Source organism: Komagataeibacter nataicola (genome assembly GCF_003207795.1).
Classification (GTDB): Bacteria; Pseudomonadota; Alphaproteobacteria; order Acetobacterales; family Acetobacteraceae; genus Komagataeibacter; species Komagataeibacter nataicola.
The window spans coordinates 131215-150132 of record NZ_NIRT01000001.1; the positions used below are offsets into that span (position 1 = coordinate 131215).

At 67.8% G+C, this 18918-nt stretch carries 19 protein-coding genes; 7 read left to right on the forward strand and 12 right to left on the reverse strand.

Annotation, left to right across the window (positions count from 1 at the left end):
* The first annotated feature begins 64 nt into the window (after positions 1-64).
* Positions 65-799, forward strand: coding sequence for a lysophospholipid acyltransferase family protein (locus tag CDI09_RS00630; protein ID WP_078524487.1), 735 nt, complete (start codon positions 65-67; stop codon positions 797-799).
* Between the two features lie 159 nt (positions 800-958).
* Here CDI09_RS00630 and CDI09_RS00635 read toward each other — a convergent pair whose 3' ends face one another.
* Positions 959-1699, reverse strand: coding sequence for a pyridoxamine 5'-phosphate oxidase family protein (locus tag CDI09_RS00635; RefSeq protein ID WP_236944605.1), 741 nt, complete (start codon positions 1697-1699; stop codon positions 959-961).
* 94 nt (positions 1700-1793) lie between these two features.
* On the opposite strand from CDI09_RS00635, the gene pdxR reads away from it, so the two are divergent.
* Complete coding sequence (pdxR, locus tag CDI09_RS00640) at positions 1794-3341, forward strand: MocR-like pyridoxine biosynthesis transcription factor PdxR (RefSeq protein WP_078524489.1); 1548 nt, start codon at positions 1794-1796, stop codon at positions 3339-3341.
* Between the two features lie 12 nt (positions 3342-3353).
* Here the strand turns inward: pdxR and phaR are convergent, their stop codons facing one another.
* Complete coding sequence (gene phaR / locus CDI09_RS00645; protein WP_110571138.1) at positions 3354-3890, reverse strand: polyhydroxyalkanoate synthesis repressor PhaR; 537 nt, start codon at positions 3888-3890, stop codon at positions 3354-3356.
* 220 nt (positions 3891-4110) lie between these two features.
* Positions 4111-4842: a hydroxyacylglutathione hydrolase gene (gloB, locus tag CDI09_RS00650; RefSeq protein ID WP_078524491.1), complete on the reverse strand. Its 732-nt coding sequence runs from the start codon at positions 4840-4842 to the stop codon at positions 4111-4113.
* Positions 4843-4950: 108 nt separating this feature from the next.
* On the opposite strand from gloB, the gene CDI09_RS00655 reads away from it, so the two are divergent.
* Genes CDI09_RS00655 through CDI09_RS00665 form a run of 3 tightly spaced genes read left to right on the forward strand, consistent with a single transcriptional unit; the run spans position 4951 to position 7288 of the window.
* On the forward strand, positions 4951-5703 hold the full coding sequence (locus CDI09_RS00655; RefSeq protein WP_078527696.1) for a methyltransferase domain-containing protein: 753 nt from the start codon (positions 4951-4953) through the stop codon (positions 5701-5703).
* A 34-nt stretch (positions 5704-5737) separates the two neighbouring features.
* Positions 5738-6415, forward strand: coding sequence for a phosphatidylserine decarboxylase (locus CDI09_RS00660; RefSeq protein WP_078524492.1), 678 nt, complete (start codon positions 5738-5740; stop codon positions 6413-6415).
* A 6-nt stretch (positions 6416-6421) separates the two neighbouring features.
* A complete protein-coding gene (locus CDI09_RS00665) occupies positions 6422-7288 on the forward strand; it encodes a CDP-alcohol phosphatidyltransferase family protein (RefSeq protein WP_205836668.1) in 867 nt (288 codons plus the stop codon).
* 79 nt (positions 7289-7367) lie between these two features.
* On the opposite strand, the gene CDI09_RS00670 is transcribed toward CDI09_RS00665, so the two are convergent.
* From CDI09_RS00670 to CDI09_RS00725, 9 genes are all read right to left on the reverse strand, one after another.
* Positions 7368-7817 carry an NADH-quinone oxidoreductase subunit B family protein gene (locus tag CDI09_RS00670; protein ID WP_078524493.1) on the reverse strand — a complete coding sequence of 150 codons (450 nt, stop codon included), beginning with the start codon at positions 7815-7817 and terminating at the stop codon, positions 7368-7370.
* Complete coding sequence (locus tag CDI09_RS00675; protein ID WP_078524494.1) at positions 7817-9217, reverse strand: NADH-quinone oxidoreductase; 1401 nt, start codon at positions 9215-9217, stop codon at positions 7817-7819. The genes CDI09_RS00670 and CDI09_RS00675 overlap by 1 nt, the downstream gene beginning before the upstream one ends.
* Complete coding sequence (locus CDI09_RS00680; RefSeq protein WP_078524495.1) at positions 9214-10275, reverse strand: hypothetical protein; 1062 nt, start codon at positions 10273-10275, stop codon at positions 9214-9216. The genes CDI09_RS00675 and CDI09_RS00680 overlap by 4 nt, the downstream gene beginning before the upstream one ends.
* Complete coding sequence (locus tag CDI09_RS00685; RefSeq protein WP_078524496.1) at positions 10272-10817, reverse strand: hypothetical protein; 546 nt, start codon at positions 10815-10817, stop codon at positions 10272-10274. Before CDI09_RS00685 ends, CDI09_RS00680 begins: the two co-directional genes overlap by 4 nt.
* Before the next feature lie 2 nt (positions 10818-10819).
* Positions 10820-11785 carry a hypothetical protein gene (locus tag CDI09_RS00690; protein WP_110571139.1) on the reverse strand — a complete coding sequence of 322 codons (966 nt, stop codon included), beginning with the start codon at positions 11783-11785 and terminating at the stop codon, positions 10820-10822.
* On the reverse strand, positions 11785-13644 hold the full coding sequence (locus CDI09_RS00695) for a proton-conducting transporter transmembrane domain-containing protein (protein WP_110571140.1): 1860 nt from the start codon (positions 13642-13644) through the stop codon (positions 11785-11787). The genes CDI09_RS00690 and CDI09_RS00695 overlap by 1 nt, the downstream gene beginning before the upstream one ends.
* Before the next feature lie 458 nt (positions 13645-14102).
* Positions 14103-14954, reverse strand: a complete 852-nt coding sequence (locus CDI09_RS00715; RefSeq protein WP_078524500.1) for an aldo/keto reductase — start codon at positions 14952-14954, stop codon at positions 14103-14105.
* Positions 14955-15006: 52 nt separating this feature from the next.
* A complete protein-coding gene (locus CDI09_RS00720) occupies positions 15007-15453 on the reverse strand; it encodes a DNA polymerase III subunit chi (protein WP_078524501.1) in 447 nt (148 codons plus the stop codon).
* 42 nt (positions 15454-15495) lie between these two features.
* Positions 15496-16965: a leucyl aminopeptidase gene (locus CDI09_RS00725; RefSeq protein WP_078524502.1), complete on the reverse strand. Its 1470-nt coding sequence runs from the start codon at positions 16963-16965 to the stop codon at positions 15496-15498.
* A gap of 151 nt (positions 16966-17116) precedes the next feature.
* On the opposite strand from CDI09_RS00725, the gene cysQ reads away from it, so the two are divergent.
* Both cysQ and CDI09_RS00735 read left to right on the forward strand, forming a co-directional pair.
* The gene (gene cysQ, locus CDI09_RS00730; protein ID WP_078524503.1) at positions 17117-17902 is read left to right on the forward strand and encodes a 3'(2'),5'-bisphosphate nucleotidase CysQ; all 786 of its coding nucleotides are present in this window, start codon (positions 17117-17119) and stop codon (positions 17900-17902) included.
* Between the two features lie 11 nt (positions 17903-17913).
* Positions 17914-18891, forward strand: coding sequence for an L-threonylcarbamoyladenylate synthase (locus tag CDI09_RS00735; RefSeq protein WP_078527702.1), 978 nt, complete (start codon positions 17914-17916; stop codon positions 18889-18891).
* Positions 18892-18918 lie beyond the last annotated feature (27 nt).

The following is an 18918-nucleotide window of genomic DNA, read 5'->3' on the forward strand; positions in this document are numbered from 1 at the left end:
GTCGCAGGCTGCGTTTTCTGGTGTTAGGATAGCGCCGAACCACCCCGATGGACCTGTTAGCCCCATGACCGTACTGCGCGCATTCGTGTTCAACCTGTATTTCATCGTGCTGACCCTTGTGATGGGGGTCTCGGCCTTCGCCATCAGGCTGTTCGGCAAAAAATATGCGCTGGCCTATGCCAAGCTGTGGACCGGGCTGACCCTGCGCGGGCTGGAGCGCATCTGCCGCATCGACATACAGGTGAGCGGGCTCGAGCATCTGCCGCCCGGCCCGTGCCTGCTGGCGTGCCAGCACCAGTCCATGTTCGACACATTCGCGTGGATGAACATCGTACCCCTGCCCACCTATGTCATGAAACGCGAGCTTGAGCGCATTCCGCTCGTTGGCCCCATGCTGCGCCTGACCGGCATGATCGGCGTGGACCGTGATGGCGGAGCCAAGGCGCTGCGCAACCTGCTGGCCGATGCCGACAGGGCGGCGAAGGACGGGCGGCAGATCATCATTTTCCCCGAAGGCACGCGCACCGCACCCGGCGCGCCAATAAAGCTGCAACCGGGCATTGCCGCCCTTTCGGCCCATACCGGCCTGCCGGTCATTCCGGTCGCGACCGATGCGGGGCTGCACTGGGGGCCGAAGGCGCTGGTCAAGACACCGGGCACCATTCACATCGTGGTGGGCAGGCCCCTGCCCGCCGGGCTGAAGCGCGCCCAGCTGCTGCCCGCCATTGGCGGCGCGTGGCAGGATCTGTGCACCAGAAACGGGCTGCCCGTGCCGCTGGCTCCCGCAGCCCGAACGTAATCCGCGCTGCACGACACACACGCGCGTCATCCCTGCCCGTGCTGCGCCATCCGGTTCGGTTATGGTGATGCGGGATTCACGATTGCGATGGGCTGCCCGTGGCGGTCCACCCTCATCACCCCGCCTGCCCCATAAGCGCCCGGCTCGCGCGCAGACAGACTATCCAAAGCTCCGCCGCCAGGTTGCGGTCATGACCTCATCAAGCCGGGCGCCGGGCGCGAAATCGGCCATCCCGGCCGGGCGCTCCAGGCCGGGTTGCTGCCGGGGGCAGAGAGACGGCGCGCCCAGCACCTGTGTCACGGGGTAAAGCGCCGTCCATGCCGGTACATCGGCGTAATCCGTCTCGTCATCGGATACGTGTTTGTCGCGGATCTTTGCCGAGGCGGTCTCGATTTCCATGCGCATGATGGATGTCGCCCTGACCTCGCTCGCATTTGGCGGCCGGATAAGGCTGGAACGGCCGGGGTAGATACGGTCGACCAGCCGGTCCATCAGCGCACGCTTTTCCTCCATGTCTTCAACGGCACGCGCCTGCCCGAAAACCATCGCGGAGCGGTAATTGACCGAGTGATGGAAGCCCGAACGCGCCATGACCAGCGCATCAAGGTGGGTTACGGTCAGGCACAGGTCGATGCCCTGTGCCTGCGTGCGGATCATCCGGCTTGCCGATGAGCCATGCCAGTAAAGATGCTCCCCCTCGCGCCAGAAACTGGTGGGCATGCAACACGGCCGCCCGTCTATGACATAGGCAATGTGGCACAGCAGGGCCGCATCAAGGATGGCATGGATCGTGGCCCTGTCGTAATGCCCCCGATCGGGCATGCGCCTCACCCGGTTGACCGGCGTTACGGGAAAGCGGTCAGGCATCCCGTTCTGGTCCGCTGGTGTCTGTCTCTTCATGGTTGCAGATCCCGTAATGTGGTTGTGCCCCCACGATTGGGGTAAAGTGGCCCATGGAAAAGGACCAGATAGCGAAAAACGGACTGGACCAGTTATGGGACGACAGGCACGCCGGGCCGCGCCGCTAGGCATCACGCTGGAGGAAAACGGCCGCCAGACGCTGCAGGCCCAGATTCACGAACATATCCGCTGCGCGATACTGGAGGGTCGGCTGGCATGTGGCACGAAGCTGCCTTCCTCCCGGCTGATGGCGGTCGAGCTTGGCTGCGCCCGGGGCACCGTGCTCGCGGCCCTCGATCAGCTTCAGGCGGAAGGGTATCTGGTGGCCCGAAACGCTTCGGGGGTATCGGTCGCACGGGACCTGCCCGATGAAATGCTTGCGCCCGCCCCCATCACAAGCGCCCCCCATGCCCCCCTGCCGCCGCCCATGCTGCCGGAGCGCACGATGGCGCTGCTCAGGCAGAGGCGCGTGCCGGACGGCACGACACCCGACTATCCGCCCATCGCCTTTCCCCTCGGGCAGCCGGACAGGCAGGCATTCCCCTTTCCGCTATGGGCAAAACTCCTTGAGCAGGACTGGCGCAGTCCTGCATGGGGTATTGCTGGCGCGCCGCATCCATTTGGCCATCCTGCCCTGCAGCAGGCCATCGCCACCTATCTGCGCACCGCCCGTGGTTTCAGCTGCGAGCCGGGGAGCATCGTCATCACCTCCGGTGTGGGGCAGAGCGTATCGCTGTTTGCCCGCATCGCCCTTGAAGCAGGCGAGCAGGCCTATGTGGAGGAGCCGGGCTATCCCGGCATCAAGGCCGCACTGGCGGCATCGGGTATCCGTACCGTGCCGGTTGCCATTGATGAAGCGGGGTTTGCACCCGAAACAGCCCTTGCCACGGCGCCGGATGCCCGGCTGGCGGTTGTGGCCCCATCACATCATTATCCGCTGGGTACGGTGCTGGGGCTGCAGCGCAGGCTGGCCCTGCTCAGCTGGGCACAACGAAGGCAGGGCTGGATCATCGAAGATGATTTTGATGGCGAGTACCGCTATGCTGGCCGCCCGCTAGCGCCACTGCGCGCCCTCGACCGCGCGGGGCGTGTCGCCTATCTGGGCAGTTTTTCCAAACTGCTCTTTCCCGCCCTGCGGCTGAGTTACATCGTGCTGCCGCCCGCTCTCGTAGCCGCCGCGCAGGTGGTCATGCCGCAGGCTTTCACACCCGCCCCGCTCATGGGGCAGGGTGCGCTGGCGCGTTTCATCGCGGAAGGGCATCTGGTCGCCCACCTGCGCCGTACGCGCCTGCTCTATGCCGCCCGCCAGAAAAGCCTGATGGAAGCAGCAGACCGGCACCTTGCGGGCCTCATGCGCATTACACCCGATTCAGGCGGCATGCATGTGGTCGCCTGCCCCACCCGTGCCCTCGCATCCACCTTTGATGATAATGTGGCCACGGCTGTGGCCCTGAAGGCAGGCGTGCGCGTTGCGCCCCTTTCAGAATGTTATGCTGGCCCGCACAGGCAGCACGGATTGCTGCTGGGATATGCAGGCACGCCGCATGATGAAATCGATCCCGCCGTGCGGAAACTGGCCCATGCCCTTGAAACCCTCATGCCGCATCAGGCCGGTGCACAACGCCCGGCAGGGCGGGCCTGAAGGGAGAGCATCTCAGTCGCTTCCGCGCGGCTCGCCCGCAAGCTGGCCCTGCAGCGTTTCCACCTGCTGGCGCAGGTCCATGATTTCCTGCAGCAGGTTTTCCACCGTGCGGTTGCCCGCGCGCTCCACCGCATAAAGCGAGGTGAACAGCGACATGGCCTGCCGCACCACGGCAGCCTGCTCCCGCCCGAGCGCCTCAAGCCCGTCACCTGCCGCATCCGGGGCCTGACGGTCCATGAATTCGCCCATCATGCGCTCGAGGTAGTCCGACACCTCGCCCTGCCTGCTATCGCCATAGCAGCGGATCAGCTGGCGCAGGAAGGCAACCGGCAGCATGGCGCGGCCCCGCGTTTCCTCCTCAAGCATCACCTGCGCGAGTACGCCACGGGTGATGTCATCGCCAGTGCGGGCATCGAGAATGACAAAGGCACGGTCGAGCTTGACCATGTCAATCAGGTTCTCGAGCGTGATGTATGCCGACACTTCGGTATCGTACAGCCGCCGGTTGGCATACTTCTTGATGACGACGGGAGCAGAAGAGACCGACACATGCCTTCCTTTCACATGGCGCGGGAACCGGGCCGAGGGGCCGGAACGCCCCGCGCGGACGCCCTGCGTAGGGCGTGCCTCCTGTCCCTTTAGGGCATAACCCGCGCCCCGACCATGAGCGGTGTCATTAAACCTTCACTTTCCACCCTGACAAAACGCCATATCCTGCCTGGCCTGCGAGCCCTGTGCGCCCGGCACGGCGCATTCATGACGTATTATGTCAGAAGCTGTCCTTCTCTTTTCGCAGCCTGCCCAGCGTCGCCACGTCAGGCGCGCGCAGGAAGGGATTGGTCGCGCGCTCCACATCAAGGCTGACTGGCAGGGTGGGCAGGCCACGCGCCCGCAATGCATCAACTTCGCGCACGCGTGCCTGCACGGCAGGATTGGCCGGGTCGACATGCAGGGCGAAACGCGCGTTTGACTGCGTATATTCATGCCCGCAGCACAGCAATGTGCCGCCGGGCAGGGCATCGATGCGGCGGAGCGAGGCGAACATGTCGGCCGGTGTGCCCTCGAACAGCCGCCCGCAGCCCATGCTGAACAGCGTATCGCCACAGAACAGCGCAGGCCCCGTGGGAAAATAATATGACACCTCGCCCGATGTATGGCCCGGCGTCGCGATCACCTGCACCTGTTCCGCGCCAAACGGCACCACATCACCATCGCGCACCGCGATATCAAGCGGCGGCAGGCGGCAGGCATCCACGGCCGCCCCCACGATCCGCGCGCCATAACGCTGGCGCAGGGCCTGGGCTGCGGCAATATGGTCGGTATGGTGGTGGGTGAGGAAGATCATGTCCAGCCGGCCGCCTGCTTCGTCTATGGCGGCGACAAGAGGCGCTTCCTCGGCAGGGTCGATCATGGCGGCGGGGCCGGACGGGCCATCATGCACGAACCAGGCGTAATTGTCCGACAGGATGGGAATCGCCTCGATCAAAAGCTGCCGTGTCATGACGTCCCTCCTCCCTGACCTGATGTCGCCCCAACGCGCCCTGCCGCCACACCATGGGCATGGCATGCACGCTGGCAGCCTGTTAGTGTAACACCCATGGGCGCCAACATGCACACCGCCGCAAGCTTTTATGCTTCCCGCCGGGGCCAGATGGCCGCCCGGCTGCTCGGCCAGCGCATGGCCGGATTCTGGCCCGGAGGCGCGCGTGGGCACATGCTCGGGCTTGGCTACGCCCTGCCCTTCCTGCCGCTATGGGACCGGCCCGAACAGCCGTGCTTCTCGGCACGGCTCGACACCCCCGTCACGCGCGAGGGGGAGCCGTGGCAGGGGCGCGACTGCGTGGCGCGTGGCGACAGCCTGCCGTTCGATGACCTGAAATTCGACCGTATCCTGATGATCCACGCGCTTGAAACCAGCGAGGACAAGAACACCCTGCTGCGCCAGGTCTGGAAAGTCCTCAAGGATGACGGCGTGCTGCTGCTCATCGTGCCCAACCGGGCGGGGCTGTGGGCGCATACTGACAATTCACCCTTCGGGCAGGGCACGCCCTTTTCGCGCCGCCAGATCGACCGCTGGCTGGCCAATGCCTGCTTCCGCGCCGAGCGCCATGAAGACGCCCTCTACATTCCCCCCGCCGGTCCCTGCCCCGCAGGCCCCGCCACCGTGGCGGAATGGACGGGGCGCACCCTTTTCCCCCGGCTCGGCGGCGTGTGCATGATCGAGGCGGTGAAGGATATTTATGCCGGGGTGCCCACCCGCCCGGCCACAATCATGCCCGCAGGGCTGCAACTGCGGCCCGCGCGGCTGTTTTCGCGCAGCCTCACCCATCGCCAGCGGGGTGGGAACGCGCAGGATACTTGACCAATTTTGCGGGAATCTCCATGAACATTGTCCCATGTCGCTAATTCAATCCCTCAAGCTTGTCCTTGCCCCGCCGCACCCGGCCGCGCGCCCCTTCCTGCTCGCCTCCGGCGCGGGTGCCGTGATCGGGCGGCTGCTGCCGTGGCGGGTGACAAAGCTGCTTGGTACGGCCAGTGGCCTGTTCTTCGGGTTCTGCCTGTATTTCTTCCGTGACCCCGAGCGCGTCACCCCGGCCGAAGCCAACGTGGCCGTGGCCCCGGCGGACGGGCATATCGTCTCGATCGAGAAAGTGGCCCCGCCGCCCGAACTCGACATGGGCGATGCCCCGGTGTGGCGCATCGCGACGTTCCTGTCGGTGCTCGACGTGCATGTGAACCGCATGCCCGTCGCGGGCACGGTCACGCGCGTGTCCTACCATGCGGGGCAGTTCCTCAATGCCAGCCTCGACAAGGCATCGGAGCTCAATGAGCGCAATGCCCTGCGGCTTACGCTCAAGGACGGGCGGCAGCTTGCCGTGGTGCAGATCGCGGGGCTGATCGCGCGCCGCATCCTGTGCGATGCGGAAGAAGGCATGCAGTATGAAACCGGCGAGCGCTTCGGCCTGATCCGCTTTGGCTCGCGCACCGACCTGTACCTGCCGGCCGATGTCGCCCCGCTTGTCGAGGTGGGCCAGACCATGATCGGCGGCGAAACCGTGATGGCGCGGCTCTAAGCGGTTATGGCAGTTCCTCCCCCCGCCAACCGGTCACGCCGCATCCGCAGGCTGAAAAAACGCCAGCGCCCCCGTGTGCGAGGCCTGTCGTTCAACCGGATGATCCCCAACCTCATGACCATGCTCGGCCTGTGCGCGGGCCTGACGGGCATGCGATTCGGGCTGGAAGGGCGGTTTGGCGGCGCGGCCACGGCACTGCTCATTGCCGCATGCATCGACGGACTTGATGGCCGCATCGCGCGGCTGCTGCGTGGCACCAGCCGCTTCGGCGCGGAGTTCGACAGCCTGTCCGACTTCCTGTGCTTCGGGGTGGCGCCCGCCTTCGTGCTGTACCTGTGGGCGCTACATGAAGGGGGGCGGTTTGGCTACATTCCGTGCATCATGTTCACGGTCTGCATGGCGCTGCGGCTCGCACGCTTCAATGCCAGCCTTGATGATGACGCCAACCAGCCCAAATACGCCGCCAATTTCTTTACCGGCGTGCCCGCGCCCGCGGGCGCGGGGCTGGCGCTGTTTCCGCTCTTTTTAGGGCTGGAGGCGCAGCGCCTGCACCTGAACTGGCTGTATGAGCTTACCCGCGACCCGCTCATGCCCGCGCTCACACTCAGCGGCACGGCCTTCCTGCTCGTCTCCACCCTGCCGGTGTGGTCGTTCAAGAACTTCAAGGTGCCTTCGCCGCTCATCCTGCCCACCATGCTGGGCACGGGAGCCTATGCCGCCATCCTGATTGCCGAGCCGTGGGGCGCGCTTGCGGCGGCGGGCGTGATCTACCTCCTGCTCCTGCCCATCAGCCGGCGCAGCTTTCACCGCCTGCGCCGCGCGGCGGAAGATCTGCAGGAAAGTGACGAACCCGCGCCCCAAAGCCCAGGCTAAAGGAGCGCCGCCTTTGGAAAAAGGCGACGCCCGGAAACTTTTCTTATTTTTTATCAATAATTTGTTTTCAAATAATCTCTTATCCTGATGTCCCTCTAACACTCGCCTGCCAGCGCACCAGGGCGGCCAGAATTTCATCCGGCGCGGGCGGGCATCCAGGTAGCGCCATGCTGGTGCGCGCCCGTTCGCCCACCCCGCCCAGCACGGCATAATTGCCGCCGAACAGGCCGCCATCCACCGCGCAATCCCCGATCACGGCCAGCACGCGCGGGCCGGGCATGGCCTGCCAGGCCAGTTCGACCACCGGCGCCATGCCCGCCGTGAGGCTGCCGGTCAGCAGCAGCATGCCCGCCTGCCGTGGCGTGGGCACGAAGCGGATGGGATGACTCCCCGCCAGCAACGCCCGCGACAGGCTGGCCAGCTCAAGCGCGCAACCGGTGCAGCCACCGCTTTCGATATGAAAGATGTCCAGCGCCTCAAGTCGCGGCAAAGGCGTGCCTTCGGGCCCGAACAGATGCAGTTGCGCCATTACAGGTCCGCCCCGGTGGCTGACAGGCCCAGCGAGACCACAATCAGGTCCACATCCTCATAAGCCGCGCCGGACAGGATTACGGGCAATGCCTGCGCCAGCGCCAGTGACGGGTCGCCACACCACCAGGCGGCAACATGCCCCGCCTCCAGCCGCAGCCAGTGCCAGATGGGGCCTGCCGGGCCTTCGGCCCAGCCCAGACCTTCCCCGCCTCCGCCTTCGGCCTCCATGACAGAGGCTTCAGGTGGGGTAGCAAGCGCGCACAGGCTGTCCCCGATCTCGCTCAGGCGGGCATCAAGCCGGTCGGTGATATCGCCCGGCCCCTTGTCCGCCGCCCGGGCGTTACAGCCCATGATACCCCAGCGGGCAGCCATTGTGGCTGATAGCACGCCCTTGCCACGCGCCTGCGCCGCAAGGCCACGAGGCCGCCAGAACAGCCGGTGCAGGCTCGCGTGCCCCGCTGCCAGCGCAGCCAGTTGCGTCCCCTCCACACACACCGGAAAGGTGGCTGCGGGCGGGATGACATCAAACAGCAGGCGTCGCCCGCAAAGCTCCCTGCAGGTCTGGCGCACCTGCTCCAGCATGGTGGCGGCCAGGGTGGCGCTGCGTCCATCCCCCAGCATCGCGCTGGCCTGCGCCAGCACATCCAGATGGGTGGCAATCCGTTCCATGGCGCCCAGCATCACGCCTGCCGCCACGTCCTGCGCGGGCATGGCAGTGCCGGTAGCGTTGTGCAGGGCACGGGCAAAAGCAAGCTGGTGCGCCACGGTCGCGGTTGCATCAATCCGGGCGACCAGCCGCGCAGCCTGCTGTGGCGCAAGCCCCCGCAGGCGTGCGGCCAGCCCCCGATGCGCGTAACCCATGCAGGGCTGCACCGCCTCGATGCGCTCACCCGGCAGGCCGAGCCTCAGATGGAACGGCGCGCGGAAATTCCCCTCCGCCGGGCCATAACCCAGCACCGTGCCGCCTGCCTGCATTACTGCCGGGCCGTCGATGAACTCCCGCCCCTCCGGCAGACCGGGCATGGGGGCGGGATGGGCCACCAGAGGGGGTGCGACTGGCCATCGACCCTGATCGAGCCACGGATCACGTCTGCCGCCAATGGCCGGAATGCCCCACAGGTCATGGATGATGCGCTCCGGCGCCCCTGCGCCTATACGCACGGGCGACAGGGCGGGATAACCCTCAGGTGGCGTCACGACACTGGCAACCAGCGCGGTCTGGCCATAACGGAACAGGGCATGCACCTGCACGCCATCAGCCCATAGCCCCAGCAGGGGCAGGTCCGCGTTATGCAACCCCGCGATCATGGCCCGCCACGCATCGGCATCGAGCACAAAGCGCCCAGCGCAGGAGGTAGGAGCACCCTGCCGGATAAGGGCTGCTACCTTAGCGCTCATGCCAGCACCATCCCGCCACGCAGGGCCAGTGCCAGCACCATGCAGCCCAACGCCAGCGCCAGGCCTGCCCGCGCCCGTGCAGCCGGGTCCGGTTCCGCCCCGGCAGACATGCGGGCAAATACAGGCCACAGGCAGGCTCCGGCCAGCAGGGCGACACCCGGCGCGGCCCCCATTTCAGCCAGTAGCACAAGGGCCAGCGCCACCCCTGGCAGAAAGGGCGGCCACAACAGGCTGAAAGGCCCTGCCATGCGCCGGACTCCACCGCCACAGGCCAACGCCAGCAGGCAGGCCGCAAGCGGCAGGGATGCCATGGCAGGCGGCAGCCCCGCAGCCAGCACCACCCAGCCCGACCAGTCCATGCCGCCCGAGGGCGCACGAGCCCCGGGCCGCAGCGACCACAGCAGGCACACGCAGCCCAGAAAGGTCAGCGCGGCACGAAGGGCGGGCCACGCCATCACCGCCTGCGCCAGCACCGGCATCGTGGCCAGCAGCGCCATCTGCCGCTCCGCGAGCGCCTGCCCGCGTGCGCTGCCCGACATGACGCCACAGGCCAGCAGCAATCCGCCCGCCAGCAGCACGGCACCGCCCTGCTCCTGCCGCGCGCCCCACCCGGCCTGCAGCACGAACAGCCCGCCCTGCGCCATAACCAGCCCCCCCAGGCCCGTGCGCAGCACGGTCCAGTCACCCTGCCTGCCAAAAGCAAGGTACAGGCCCAGCGCCAGCCCGATGAACATGACCAGCAGGTCGCACCGCCCGCACGCCACGGCCAGAGTCGCATTGGCTGACAGGATGAAGGGCTCGACCCCCGCCATGCGGCCCTCCTCCCGCGCCGTCGTTTCCGGCATGAAAATGCGTACGCACAGCGCCAGTGCCGGGCCAGCCAGCATCAGCGCCTGCGCCATGGCAGGAGCAGCCTGACAGCCAACCGCGCACAACCCCAGAAGCAGCACCGCCAGCAGGCCACGCAAAGCGCGCGGGCCACCGGTTGCCATCAGGGCCATGACCGCAAGCAGCATCCAGCCCACCACCAGACTGATGAAAAGCGCGGGTGACATCATGGTGCCATCCCACCCGACCGGCGCGCGCGCAGCAGCACGAGGTTCAGGACCGCTACCGCCACGAGCGTTTCCACCATGACCAGCGGGCTGTCGGCCAGCCCCGCCAGCAGCATCACGCCATCGAGCCCGCAGGCCAGCCCCGCGCACAGGGCGGCAGGCGCGCGGGCAATGCACGCCCCCCACACCCCGCACACAATGGCGGATAATCCCGCCAGCCCCATAAGCCGCGCCGTCATGCCACCGGGCATGCCGGGCACGATCACCTGCGCCAGCACCGCAACACAGACCAGCCCACCGCAAAGGCGCAGGCCGCTGCGCTCACGCGGGCCTGCCTGCCCGTGCAGCATCTGCACCCCCAGCAGCCCGACCAGCCCCGCCTGTGCGCCCGCCAGCAGGCACGCCATTCCCACGCTGCCCTGCGCCCATTGCCACAGCCACACGCATGCCGCAGCCAAGCCCGCATGCCAGGCAAGGCCGCCACCCCACCCCCCGGAGCCGGAAAGCGACACAATCACCACCATGCCCAGCAACAGTACAAGCATGCTCAATCCGCCCCCCGGCCCGCAAACAGCAGCACCCCGGCCATCAGGGCGCATAACAGGGCAAGCCCCGCCCGCCAGCCCGCATGCTGCCTGCCCGCCGAGACCACGAATACCCGCAGCCCCGCAACGCACCCGCAGGCCAGCAGCATATGCCCGGCCCACAGCCCCATCGCCCCCAGCAGCGACACGCCCCGCCATGAGCGGGCCATGAGATCGGGCTCCACAATCCCTTCGGGCCAGACCAGATCACGCGCCAGCATCATCCACACCACCGCCAGCAGGTCACGCGCATACAGCGCCACCGCGCGGTCGGGGCCTGCCAGATCCTCCAGCATGGTGGCAAACAGGCGTAACGCCGTGCCATCGCTTTCCTCCACTCCCGCCAGCACCAGCGCCGCCGCCACCAGCGCCAGTGGCACACGCACCACGTTCATGTCCGCCACATGCGCCTGCCGCACCAGCCCCGCCAGCGTGCCATCGGGCAGACACAACCCCAGCACCACGCAGACCAGCAGCAGCACGGGCTGGATCATGATGCCAAGACACGCCGCCTTCAGCCCCGCATGACCGGGCCGGGCCAGCCCCGCCGCAAGGGCCGTGACCACAAGGGCCAGAAACGCCATTTCCAGCAGGCCACCCACGATCAGCAGGTCCGACAGGTCGCTGCCGGGCAGGCCGATGCAGAATGAAGGCACCAGCCCTGCCGCGGCCAGCGCCGCTGCAAGGCCCAGCCAGGGGGCCACCGCCGTAACCTGCGCGCCTGCGGCCGAGCGCACCCCCGGCTGCCGCCACGCATGGCGCAACACGCGCCAGTGGGCCAGCGGGTCGGGCGGGCGGCGCTCGCCTTCCATGCAGGCCGCCATCCAGCGCAGCAGGGCAATCCAGACCGGCGCCATCAGCGCAACCAGCGCCATATGCCAGCCCGCCAGCAACAGCGCCTGCATGTGTGCCGCAAGGAATGGTGCCATTACCCCTGCCCCTGCCACGCAATGAACATGAGGGCGAGAACGCAGGCCACCACCAGCACCACCGGCCCCGCCAACCGCCGCCCGCGCCATGCGCCCGCCACACGCCCCGCGCCTGCCAGCACGAGCCTGCGCCCCTGCCACAGGCTACGCGCGTAATCACGCACGAAACGCCGCCGCGCCGGTGCCGCCACGGCCATATCGAGCAGCATGCGCGCGGGGTTGCCCGGCCCCACCTGTGTGAGCGGATCGCCAAACACCATCCACGGTGGCACCACGGGCGCGCCCTGCTGCCACCCCGCCACCTGCCGCGTGGGCGTGCGGCAGGCCAGCCAGCGCACCACCGCCACCACGCCACCCACCAGCGCGACAAACAGGCACAGCCGGGCGGGATGCAGCGCAGCGCCCCCATCGGGCGATGTCAGGGCAACCACCGCCAGACCGGCCCATCCGCCAGCCGCCCCCGAGCCAGCGCCCTGCATCAATGCCAGCCACCAGCCGGGCCAGATGGAAACCAGCACGATCGGCAGTCCCGCCACCAGCACGGCCCATTGGTCGCGCACGGGCGGGTCTGCCGCCCCCGCGCCACGCGGGGTGCGCGGCCTGCCACACAGCATGACCGCGACAATACGCACAAGGGCCAGCATCCGCACCGCCCAGCCCACGCCCAGCACGGCCAGCGCCAGCAGCAGCGGCACCTCGCCCGCCAGTCCACCCGCATGCGGCATGGACGCCAGCAGGCGCAGCAGCATCCAGATAATGGAAAAACCAAGTAGTGGCGGCAGCCCGCTCTCGGCCAGCAGCGCCAGCGCGAACAGCGCGGACAGGCGCGGCATGAGCACCCCCAGCCCGCCCAGCCGGAGCAGCGAGAGCGCACCCGCTTCGCGCTCCATCACATCAAGCGCCCGGGCGGCCAGCACGCCAGCAAGCAGCAGGCCCGCCACCAGCATGTAGGTGCGCCCGGCGCAACCGGCCATGCCGGGCAGGTCATCGGCCCGGGCCAGCAGCATGAGGCCCGCGAGCATGATGATGATGGCCCCCGTGCCCCCTGCCAGCCCGGTCAGGACCCGGCGCGCATCAGGCGCGCGCAGCGCCCGCCATGAGGCGGTCATGTAAAACAGGCACCCCGCCACGATCAGCACGCCGCCCCAGCGCATGTCGGCCACCGCCGTGCCTGCGGGCAGGCGCGCCCACAGGCTCATGGCGGCGATCATCGCGGCGATATCGGCCATGTGGAACGGGCGCAGGCCGCGCGGGGCCACCCTTAGAGAAAGCGAAAGCCCCAGCAGCCCCCGCGTGGCCAGCCAGCACAGCCCGGGCAGCAGGTAATCGACCTGACCGGGCAACCGGCTGCCCGCCGCCAGCAGCAGCAGGGCCATCATGTCGGGCGCGTGCCGCCTGCCTGCCTGTGGCGTGCGGCACAACGCCAGCAGAACCCATCCCGCCCCGATGGATGACACGACGCTCCCACCGCTCACCACAAGGGCGGCGCCAAGGCTGGCCGAACCATCACGCGGGGTGCGGGCCAGGGCGGCTACAAGCCCAAGCGGCACCAGCAGCACCACATCGGAGCCGCCAGCAAAAACACCCGACCAGGCCACCACCCCGCCGGGCAGGGCGCACCCGTGCGAACAGGCGACAGCCAGGCCACACACCACCAGCCAGCCTGCCGCCAGCACGGGCCCTGCCCTGCGCTCCTGCCCCGGCAGGCTGGCGCGCAGGGCGGTTGCCAACCCCACCACAAGCAGGGCAACGACAAGGATGACAGGAATGATGATGGCCCTCCGGCTTGCCCCCGGCTGGCCGGGCGGAATCAGATCACGCCCGGCTGCCCCTTGCGGCGTGGCGGCGCGATACTCCATCAATCTCCGCCAGACCGCCGCGCGTCAAGATGATCGCGTTTACGGTGGCAGTTTCATGCGGGCGGTCCGCTGACCGGCCATCGCGTATCATGCTGCTCCGCTCCGCCCCGCCCCGGCAGGCGATGCCAGCATGCCCGGCAGGACGGCCCATGCATGGCGAAACACCGCCCCCATCCGGTGGTACCAGCATCTACAGCACGCCACATGCCACGCCCGCATATGCACGGCCCCGCCACGAAACCGACCGGCGGCACATCTGAAGGGATCGAAGAACCGTTTTTTTGAACTCCTGTTTCCTGCTTTCAGGGCTATGACGTTTTGATTGATGGTTGTCAGGGTAACTTTTTCTCTGCGTTTTGATCCGTGCGAAGATATTGCCCCCGCTGAGCTGCTACATGGTCGCACTGATCCGCTCCAGAAAGCTAAAGCGGCGTCATTCATCCAGACCTGCCACCGTGTCAGATCATGGCCAGCGGTTCCTTACGGCGCGGCGGCGCGATGGCGGCGTCGATCTCGGCAAGGTCATCGCGTGTCAGCGTAATTTCGGTCGCGGCAAAGTTCTCGTGCTGGTGCTTCGGGCTGCCTGCCTTGGGGATGGCCAGCACGTTTTCCTGCCGCAGCACCCAGGCCAGCGCGATCTGGGCAGGACTGGCCGGGCCGAGCGAGGTCTTGTGCCGTGCCGCCACCTGCTTCAGCACCGGCGCGCGCAGCAGGTCGCCACCCTGCCCTAATGGCGAGTAGGCCATGGTCACGATGCCTGCTGCACGGTCACGCGCCAGCAGGTCGAATTCCGCGCCACGGTAGTCGAGGCTGTACAGCACCTGATTGGCGGCACACGGTGTGGTGGCGGTAATGCTTTCCACCTCGCGCATGCCATCGGTATCGAAATTGGAAACGCCCCAGCTGCCGATCAGGTCCGCAGCCACCAGGTCATCAAAGCCTGCTATGGTTTCCTCCAGCGGCTCGCTGCCCTCCCAGTGCAGCAGGTAGAGGTCGAGATATTCGGTACCCAGCCGTTTGAGCGACGCCTCGCACGCACGCCGCACGCCCTTGCGCGATGCGTTTGAGGGCAACACCTTGCTGACCAGAAATACGTCATCACGCCGCCCGCGGATCGCCTCGCCCACCAGTTTTTCCGATCGGCCAGAGCCGTACATCTCGGCGGTGTCCACCACGCGGATCCCGGCCTCAAGCCCTGCATGGATGCTTTTTATTTCATCCGCGCGGCGGCTGTCGCTGTCCCCCATGTTCCATGTGCCCATGCCAAGGGCCGGGACGGTGGTGCCGTTGGGGAAAGTGACCGTCTTCATACGCAACCTGCCTTTCGTCCATGCCGCGCGGGTGCGCCCCGCGCGATGGTGCCTATTTGCGACGCGCCCAGCCTTTGGGCTGCTGTTGCCAGTAGCTCAGCTCATGCCCGGCCTCGCGCCATGCCACCCAGCGCGCGCGGGCAGCCGCCACGGCGGCCTCGTCATGGCCATCGAACAGGTCGAACACCCGCTCGAAGGGAGAAAGATCGGACATCTCCACCCCATCGAGCAGGAAGGCGAAGGTCGCGCCATTGGGCACGTCCTCGCCTTCGGTCAGCCAGATGGGCTGCCATTCCCCATGCCCCATGGCTTTTGTGCCGTGGGGGAGCCATAGCGGGCTGGTGGAACGCCATAGCCCGTCATCGAGTTCGGCCACCCGCTCAGCCGTGCCACAGCGGATGACCGCCCGTTTGCTGGCCGCAAGCGTGCGGCCAAGCAGCGCGGGCAGTACTTCCACCGCCTTGGAACGCGTCAGGTGATAGAAGCCGATCTGCGCCATGGAGTTCCCTGTCCTGCCCTGTCCTGCCACGCGGGGCAGGCATTACCCCTCGTAATGCGTGCTGACCAGGCGGTCGAGCAGGCGCACGCCAAAGCCGGTCGCGCCCTTGGGCGCGTGCGACGTGGCGCGCGAGGAGAACACCGTGCCCGCGATGTCGAGATGCGCCCATGGCACGTCATTGACAAAGCATTCAAGGAACTTGGCTGCCGTAATCGAGCCGCCGGGGCGGCCGCCGATGTTCTTGAGGTCGGCAATGTCCGAGCGCAGCAGTTCAAGGTAGGCGGCATCAAGCGGCATGCGCCACAGCTTCTCGCCCGTCGCCTCGCCGGTGCCGGACAGGTGGCCTGCCAGTTCATCACTGTTCGAGAACAGGCCCGCGCGTTCCACGCCAAGGCTGACCACGATCGCGCCGGTAAGCGTTGCGAGGTTGACCATGAAGCGCGGCCTGAAGCGGTCCTGCGTGTACCACAGCACATCGGCCAGCACGAGGCGGCCTTCGGCATCGGTGTTGAGCACCTCCACCGTCTGGCCTGAGGCCGTGCGCACCACATCACCGGGGCGCTGGGCGTTGCCGGACAGCATGTTCTCGACAAGCCCCACCACGCCCACGGCGTTGACCTTCGCCTTGCGCCCGGCCAGCGCCGCCATGGTGCCGACCACGGCGGCGGCACCACCCATGTCGGTTTTCATCTCATCCATGCCAGCGGCGGGCTTGATCGAGATGCCGCCGGAATCAAACGTCACGCCCTTGCCCACGAAGGCCACCGGGGCTTCGCCTGCCGTGCCGCCGTTCCAGCGCATGATGACGGTGCGCGGGGGCGCATCACTGCCCTGGGCCACGCCCAGCAGTGCGCCAAAGCCCAGCTTGTGCATGGCGTCACGGTCGAGCACCTCCACTTCCACGCCAAGGTCACGCAGGGCCAGGATGCGCTGCTCGAATTCCGGCGGGCGCAGCATGTTGGCAGGCTCGGACACCAGATCGCGGCACAGGAACACGCCACGCGCCACCGCCAGCAGCGGCTGCCATGCCGCCTGAGTGGCCGCCGGGTCAGCTACCAGCACGCTCACCGTTGCCAGTTTGCTCACCTCGCCCTTGCGCGGGGTGGTGCGATACGAATCGAAGCGATAGCTGCCCAGCACGGCGCCAAGCGCCACATGGGCGGCAAGACCGGGGGAAAGGCTGTCGGCCACAATGGCGCCCTGCTCGCCCCCCTGCGCCAGGGCACGGGCCGCGGCAACGCCCGCGCGTTCGGCCTGCGTTGCGCACAGGGCGTCCATCGCACCCAGCCCGACCAGGATCACGCGGTCATAGCCTGCGCCGGGTGCGAGCACCACGCAGGTCTTTGCCACCTCGAAGCCGAAGCGCGCGGCTTTGGCGGCACGCGCCAGCGCGCCCCCGGTAGCGGCATCAATCTGGGCAAACAGGCCCGCGGGCGCCGTGCCGGAAGGCGCAAGGATGGCGATCGTGCCGCCGGCAGGCGCCGTAGCATCGGAAAAGGCAATATCGAGCATAAGGGTCACGGGGCTCCGCTAGGCAAAGGGTGGATGAACGGCGCGAAATCCTGCCCCGCCCATGCGGGAACGGGCCGGTTTTTCGCCACCGGGCACCATCAGGGCCGATAAAGGCATGACGGCGCGGCACGAGTAAGCTAATGCGAACAGCATGAATACGCCATCCATGCCAGCTTATGAGGACAGATTCCTTCTGGATCTGGCCCTGCGCCTTGCCGATGAAGCGGCCGAACTGATCCGCGCCATCCGCGCGCGCGGCTTCGCCACCACGGTCAAGACCGACAGTTCCCCCGTAACCGAGGCCGACCACGCGGCGGAGGCGCATATCCTCAAGGGCCTGCGCGCCCATGCGCCCGCCATCCCCGTCGTGGCGGAGGAGGAAATGGCCGCGGGCATCCGCATCGACCCCGGCAGCGAGTTCTGGCTGGTCGACCCGCTTGACGGCACGCGCGAATTTGCCGCGGGCCGTGATGATTTTACCGTCAATATCGGCCTTGTCCGCCATAATCGGCCGGTGCTCGGCGCCGTGGCCCTGCCTGCCTACCACCAGCTTTATGGCGCAGGCGCCGGGCGGGGGGCCTTTCGCATCGACAAAAACGGTGAGCAGGCGATTCATGTGCGCCGCCCCCCGGCGGAGGGGCTGACGGTACTGGCCTCGCGCCATTATGCCGATGATCCGCGCCTGAAGGAATTTCTGGGCGGCCATCCCGTCGCCCATCTGGGCAATATCGGCTCGGCGGCCAAGTTCATCCGCGTGGCAGAGGGGCTGGCCGATCTCTACCCCCGCCTCGGCACCACCATGGAGTGGGACACCGCCGCCCCGCAGGCCGTAGTCGAGGCCGCCGGCGGCGCCATCCTCACGCCCGATGGCAAGCCGCTGGCCTATGGCAAGCCGGAATGGCGCAACCCGCACTTCGTGTGCCGTGGGGCACGGTAGGCGCGCCCCGCATGCAAACCCGCCTGCTCCCTGACACCCCAGCCGGAATCGAGACCGCAAGCGCCATCCTGCGCGCGGGCGGGCTCGTGGCCTTCGGCACCGAGACGGTCTACGGCCTTGGCGCGGATGCGGGCAATGACCGGGCGGTGGCCGCCATTTACGCCGCCAAGGGCAGGCCGGGGCGCAACCCGCTCATCAGCCACTTCGCCAGCGCCAAGGCCGCCTTCGCGCAGGTTGAGGCAACGGAACTGGCCCGACTGCTGGCCGCACGGTTCTGGCCCGGCCCGCTGACCATGGTGCTGCCCCACAGCCCCGGCTGCACCATCTCGCCCATCGCCACGGCAGGGCTGGGCACCGCCGCCGTGCGGGTGCCGGCAGGCGCCACCACGCTGGCGCTGCTGGCAGCGTGCGGCTTTCCCGTCGTGGCGCCTTCGGCCAATCCCTCGGGCAAGGTCAGCCCGTCAGATGCGCAGCATGTGATGGCCGGGCTTGCGGGCCGGATTGACGCTGTGCTCGATTGCGGCCCCTGCCCCGTGGGGGTGGAGAGCACGATCATCGACCTCAGCGGCCCCCGCCCGGTGCTGCTGCGCCCCGGCGGAATCACGCTTGAAGCGCTGGAGGAAGCCTGCGGCATGCCTGTGGCCCTGCCGCAGGCCGCGAGCAATGATGCGCGCCCCTCCGCTCCCGGCCAGCTTTCATCGCATTACGCGCCCGGCCTGCCTGTGCGGCTTGACGCCACCGCCGTGGGCACGGATGAAGCCCTGCTGGCCTTTGGCGCGCCCCTGGCGGGCAGCCCGCTGGTGTGGAACCTGAGCGAAAGCGGTGATTTGCATGAAGCGGCAGCCCGCCTCTTCGCGGGGCTGCGGTTTCTTGATATGGAGGGGCAGCGCCGGGGGCTGGTCGGGATTGCCGTGCAGCCCGTGCCCCGGCACGCGCTGGGGCGGGCCATCCGCGACCGGCTGACCCGTGCGGCCTGTCCGCGTTCGTAATGACTTCAACCGCATGATCCGACCCTG

Excerpts from the sequence above, each read along its gene's own strand:
- CDI09_RS00630 (WP_078524487.1), top strand. The coding sequence starts at position 65 with ATGACCGTACTGCGCGCATTCGTGTTCAACCTGTATTTCATCGTGCTG.
- CDI09_RS00635 (WP_236944605.1), bottom strand. The coding sequence starts at position 1,699 with ATGAAGAGACAGACACCAGCGGACCAGAACGGGATGCCTGACCGCTTT.
- pdxR (WP_078524489.1), top strand. The coding sequence starts at position 1,794 with ATGGGACGACAGGCACGCCGGGCCGCGCCGCTAGGCATCACGCTGGAG.
- gloB (WP_078524491.1), bottom strand. The coding sequence starts at position 4,842 with ATGACACGGCAGCTTTTGATCGAGGCGATTCCCATCCTGTCGGACAAT.
- CDI09_RS00655 (WP_078527696.1), top strand. The coding sequence starts at position 4,951 with ATGCACACCGCCGCAAGCTTTTATGCTTCCCGCCGGGGCCAGATGGCC.
- CDI09_RS00660 (WP_078524492.1), top strand. The coding sequence starts at position 5,738 with ATGTCGCTAATTCAATCCCTCAAGCTTGTCCTTGCCCCGCCGCACCCG.
- CDI09_RS00665 (WP_205836668.1), top strand. The coding sequence starts at position 6,422 with ATGGCAGTTCCTCCCCCCGCCAACCGGTCACGCCGCATCCGCAGGCTG.
- CDI09_RS00670 (WP_078524493.1), bottom strand. The coding sequence starts at position 7,817 with ATGGCGCAACTGCATCTGTTCGGGCCCGAAGGCACGCCTTTGCCGCGA.
- CDI09_RS00675 (WP_078524494.1), bottom strand. The coding sequence starts at position 9,217 with ATGAGCGCTAAGGTAGCAGCCCTTATCCGGCAGGGTGCTCCTACCTCC.
- CDI09_RS00680 (WP_078524495.1), bottom strand. The coding sequence starts at position 10,275 with ATGATGTCACCCGCGCTTTTCATCAGTCTGGTGGTGGGCTGGATGCTG.
- CDI09_RS00685 (WP_078524496.1), bottom strand. The coding sequence starts at position 10,817 with ATGCTTGTACTGTTGCTGGGCATGGTGGTGATTGTGTCGCTTTCCGGC.
- CDI09_RS00690 (WP_110571139.1), bottom strand. The coding sequence starts at position 11,785 with ATGGCACCATTCCTTGCGGCACACATGCAGGCGCTGTTGCTGGCGGGC.
- CDI09_RS00695 (WP_110571140.1), bottom strand. The coding sequence starts at position 13,644 with ATGGAGTATCGCGCCGCCACGCCGCAAGGGGCAGCCGGGCGTGATCTG.
- CDI09_RS00715 (WP_078524500.1), bottom strand. The coding sequence starts at position 14,954 with ATGAAGACGGTCACTTTCCCCAACGGCACCACCGTCCCGGCCCTTGGC.
- CDI09_RS00720 (WP_078524501.1), bottom strand. The coding sequence starts at position 15,453 with ATGGCGCAGATCGGCTTCTATCACCTGACGCGTTCCAAGGCGGTGGAA.
- CDI09_RS00725 (WP_078524502.1), bottom strand. The coding sequence starts at position 16,965 with ATGCTCGATATTGCCTTTTCCGATGCTACGGCGCCTGCCGGCGGCACG.
- cysQ (WP_078524503.1), top strand. The coding sequence starts at position 17,117 with ATGAATACGCCATCCATGCCAGCTTATGAGGACAGATTCCTTCTGGAT.
- CDI09_RS00735 (WP_078527702.1), top strand. The coding sequence starts at position 17,914 with ATGCAAACCCGCCTGCTCCCTGACACCCCAGCCGGAATCGAGACCGCA.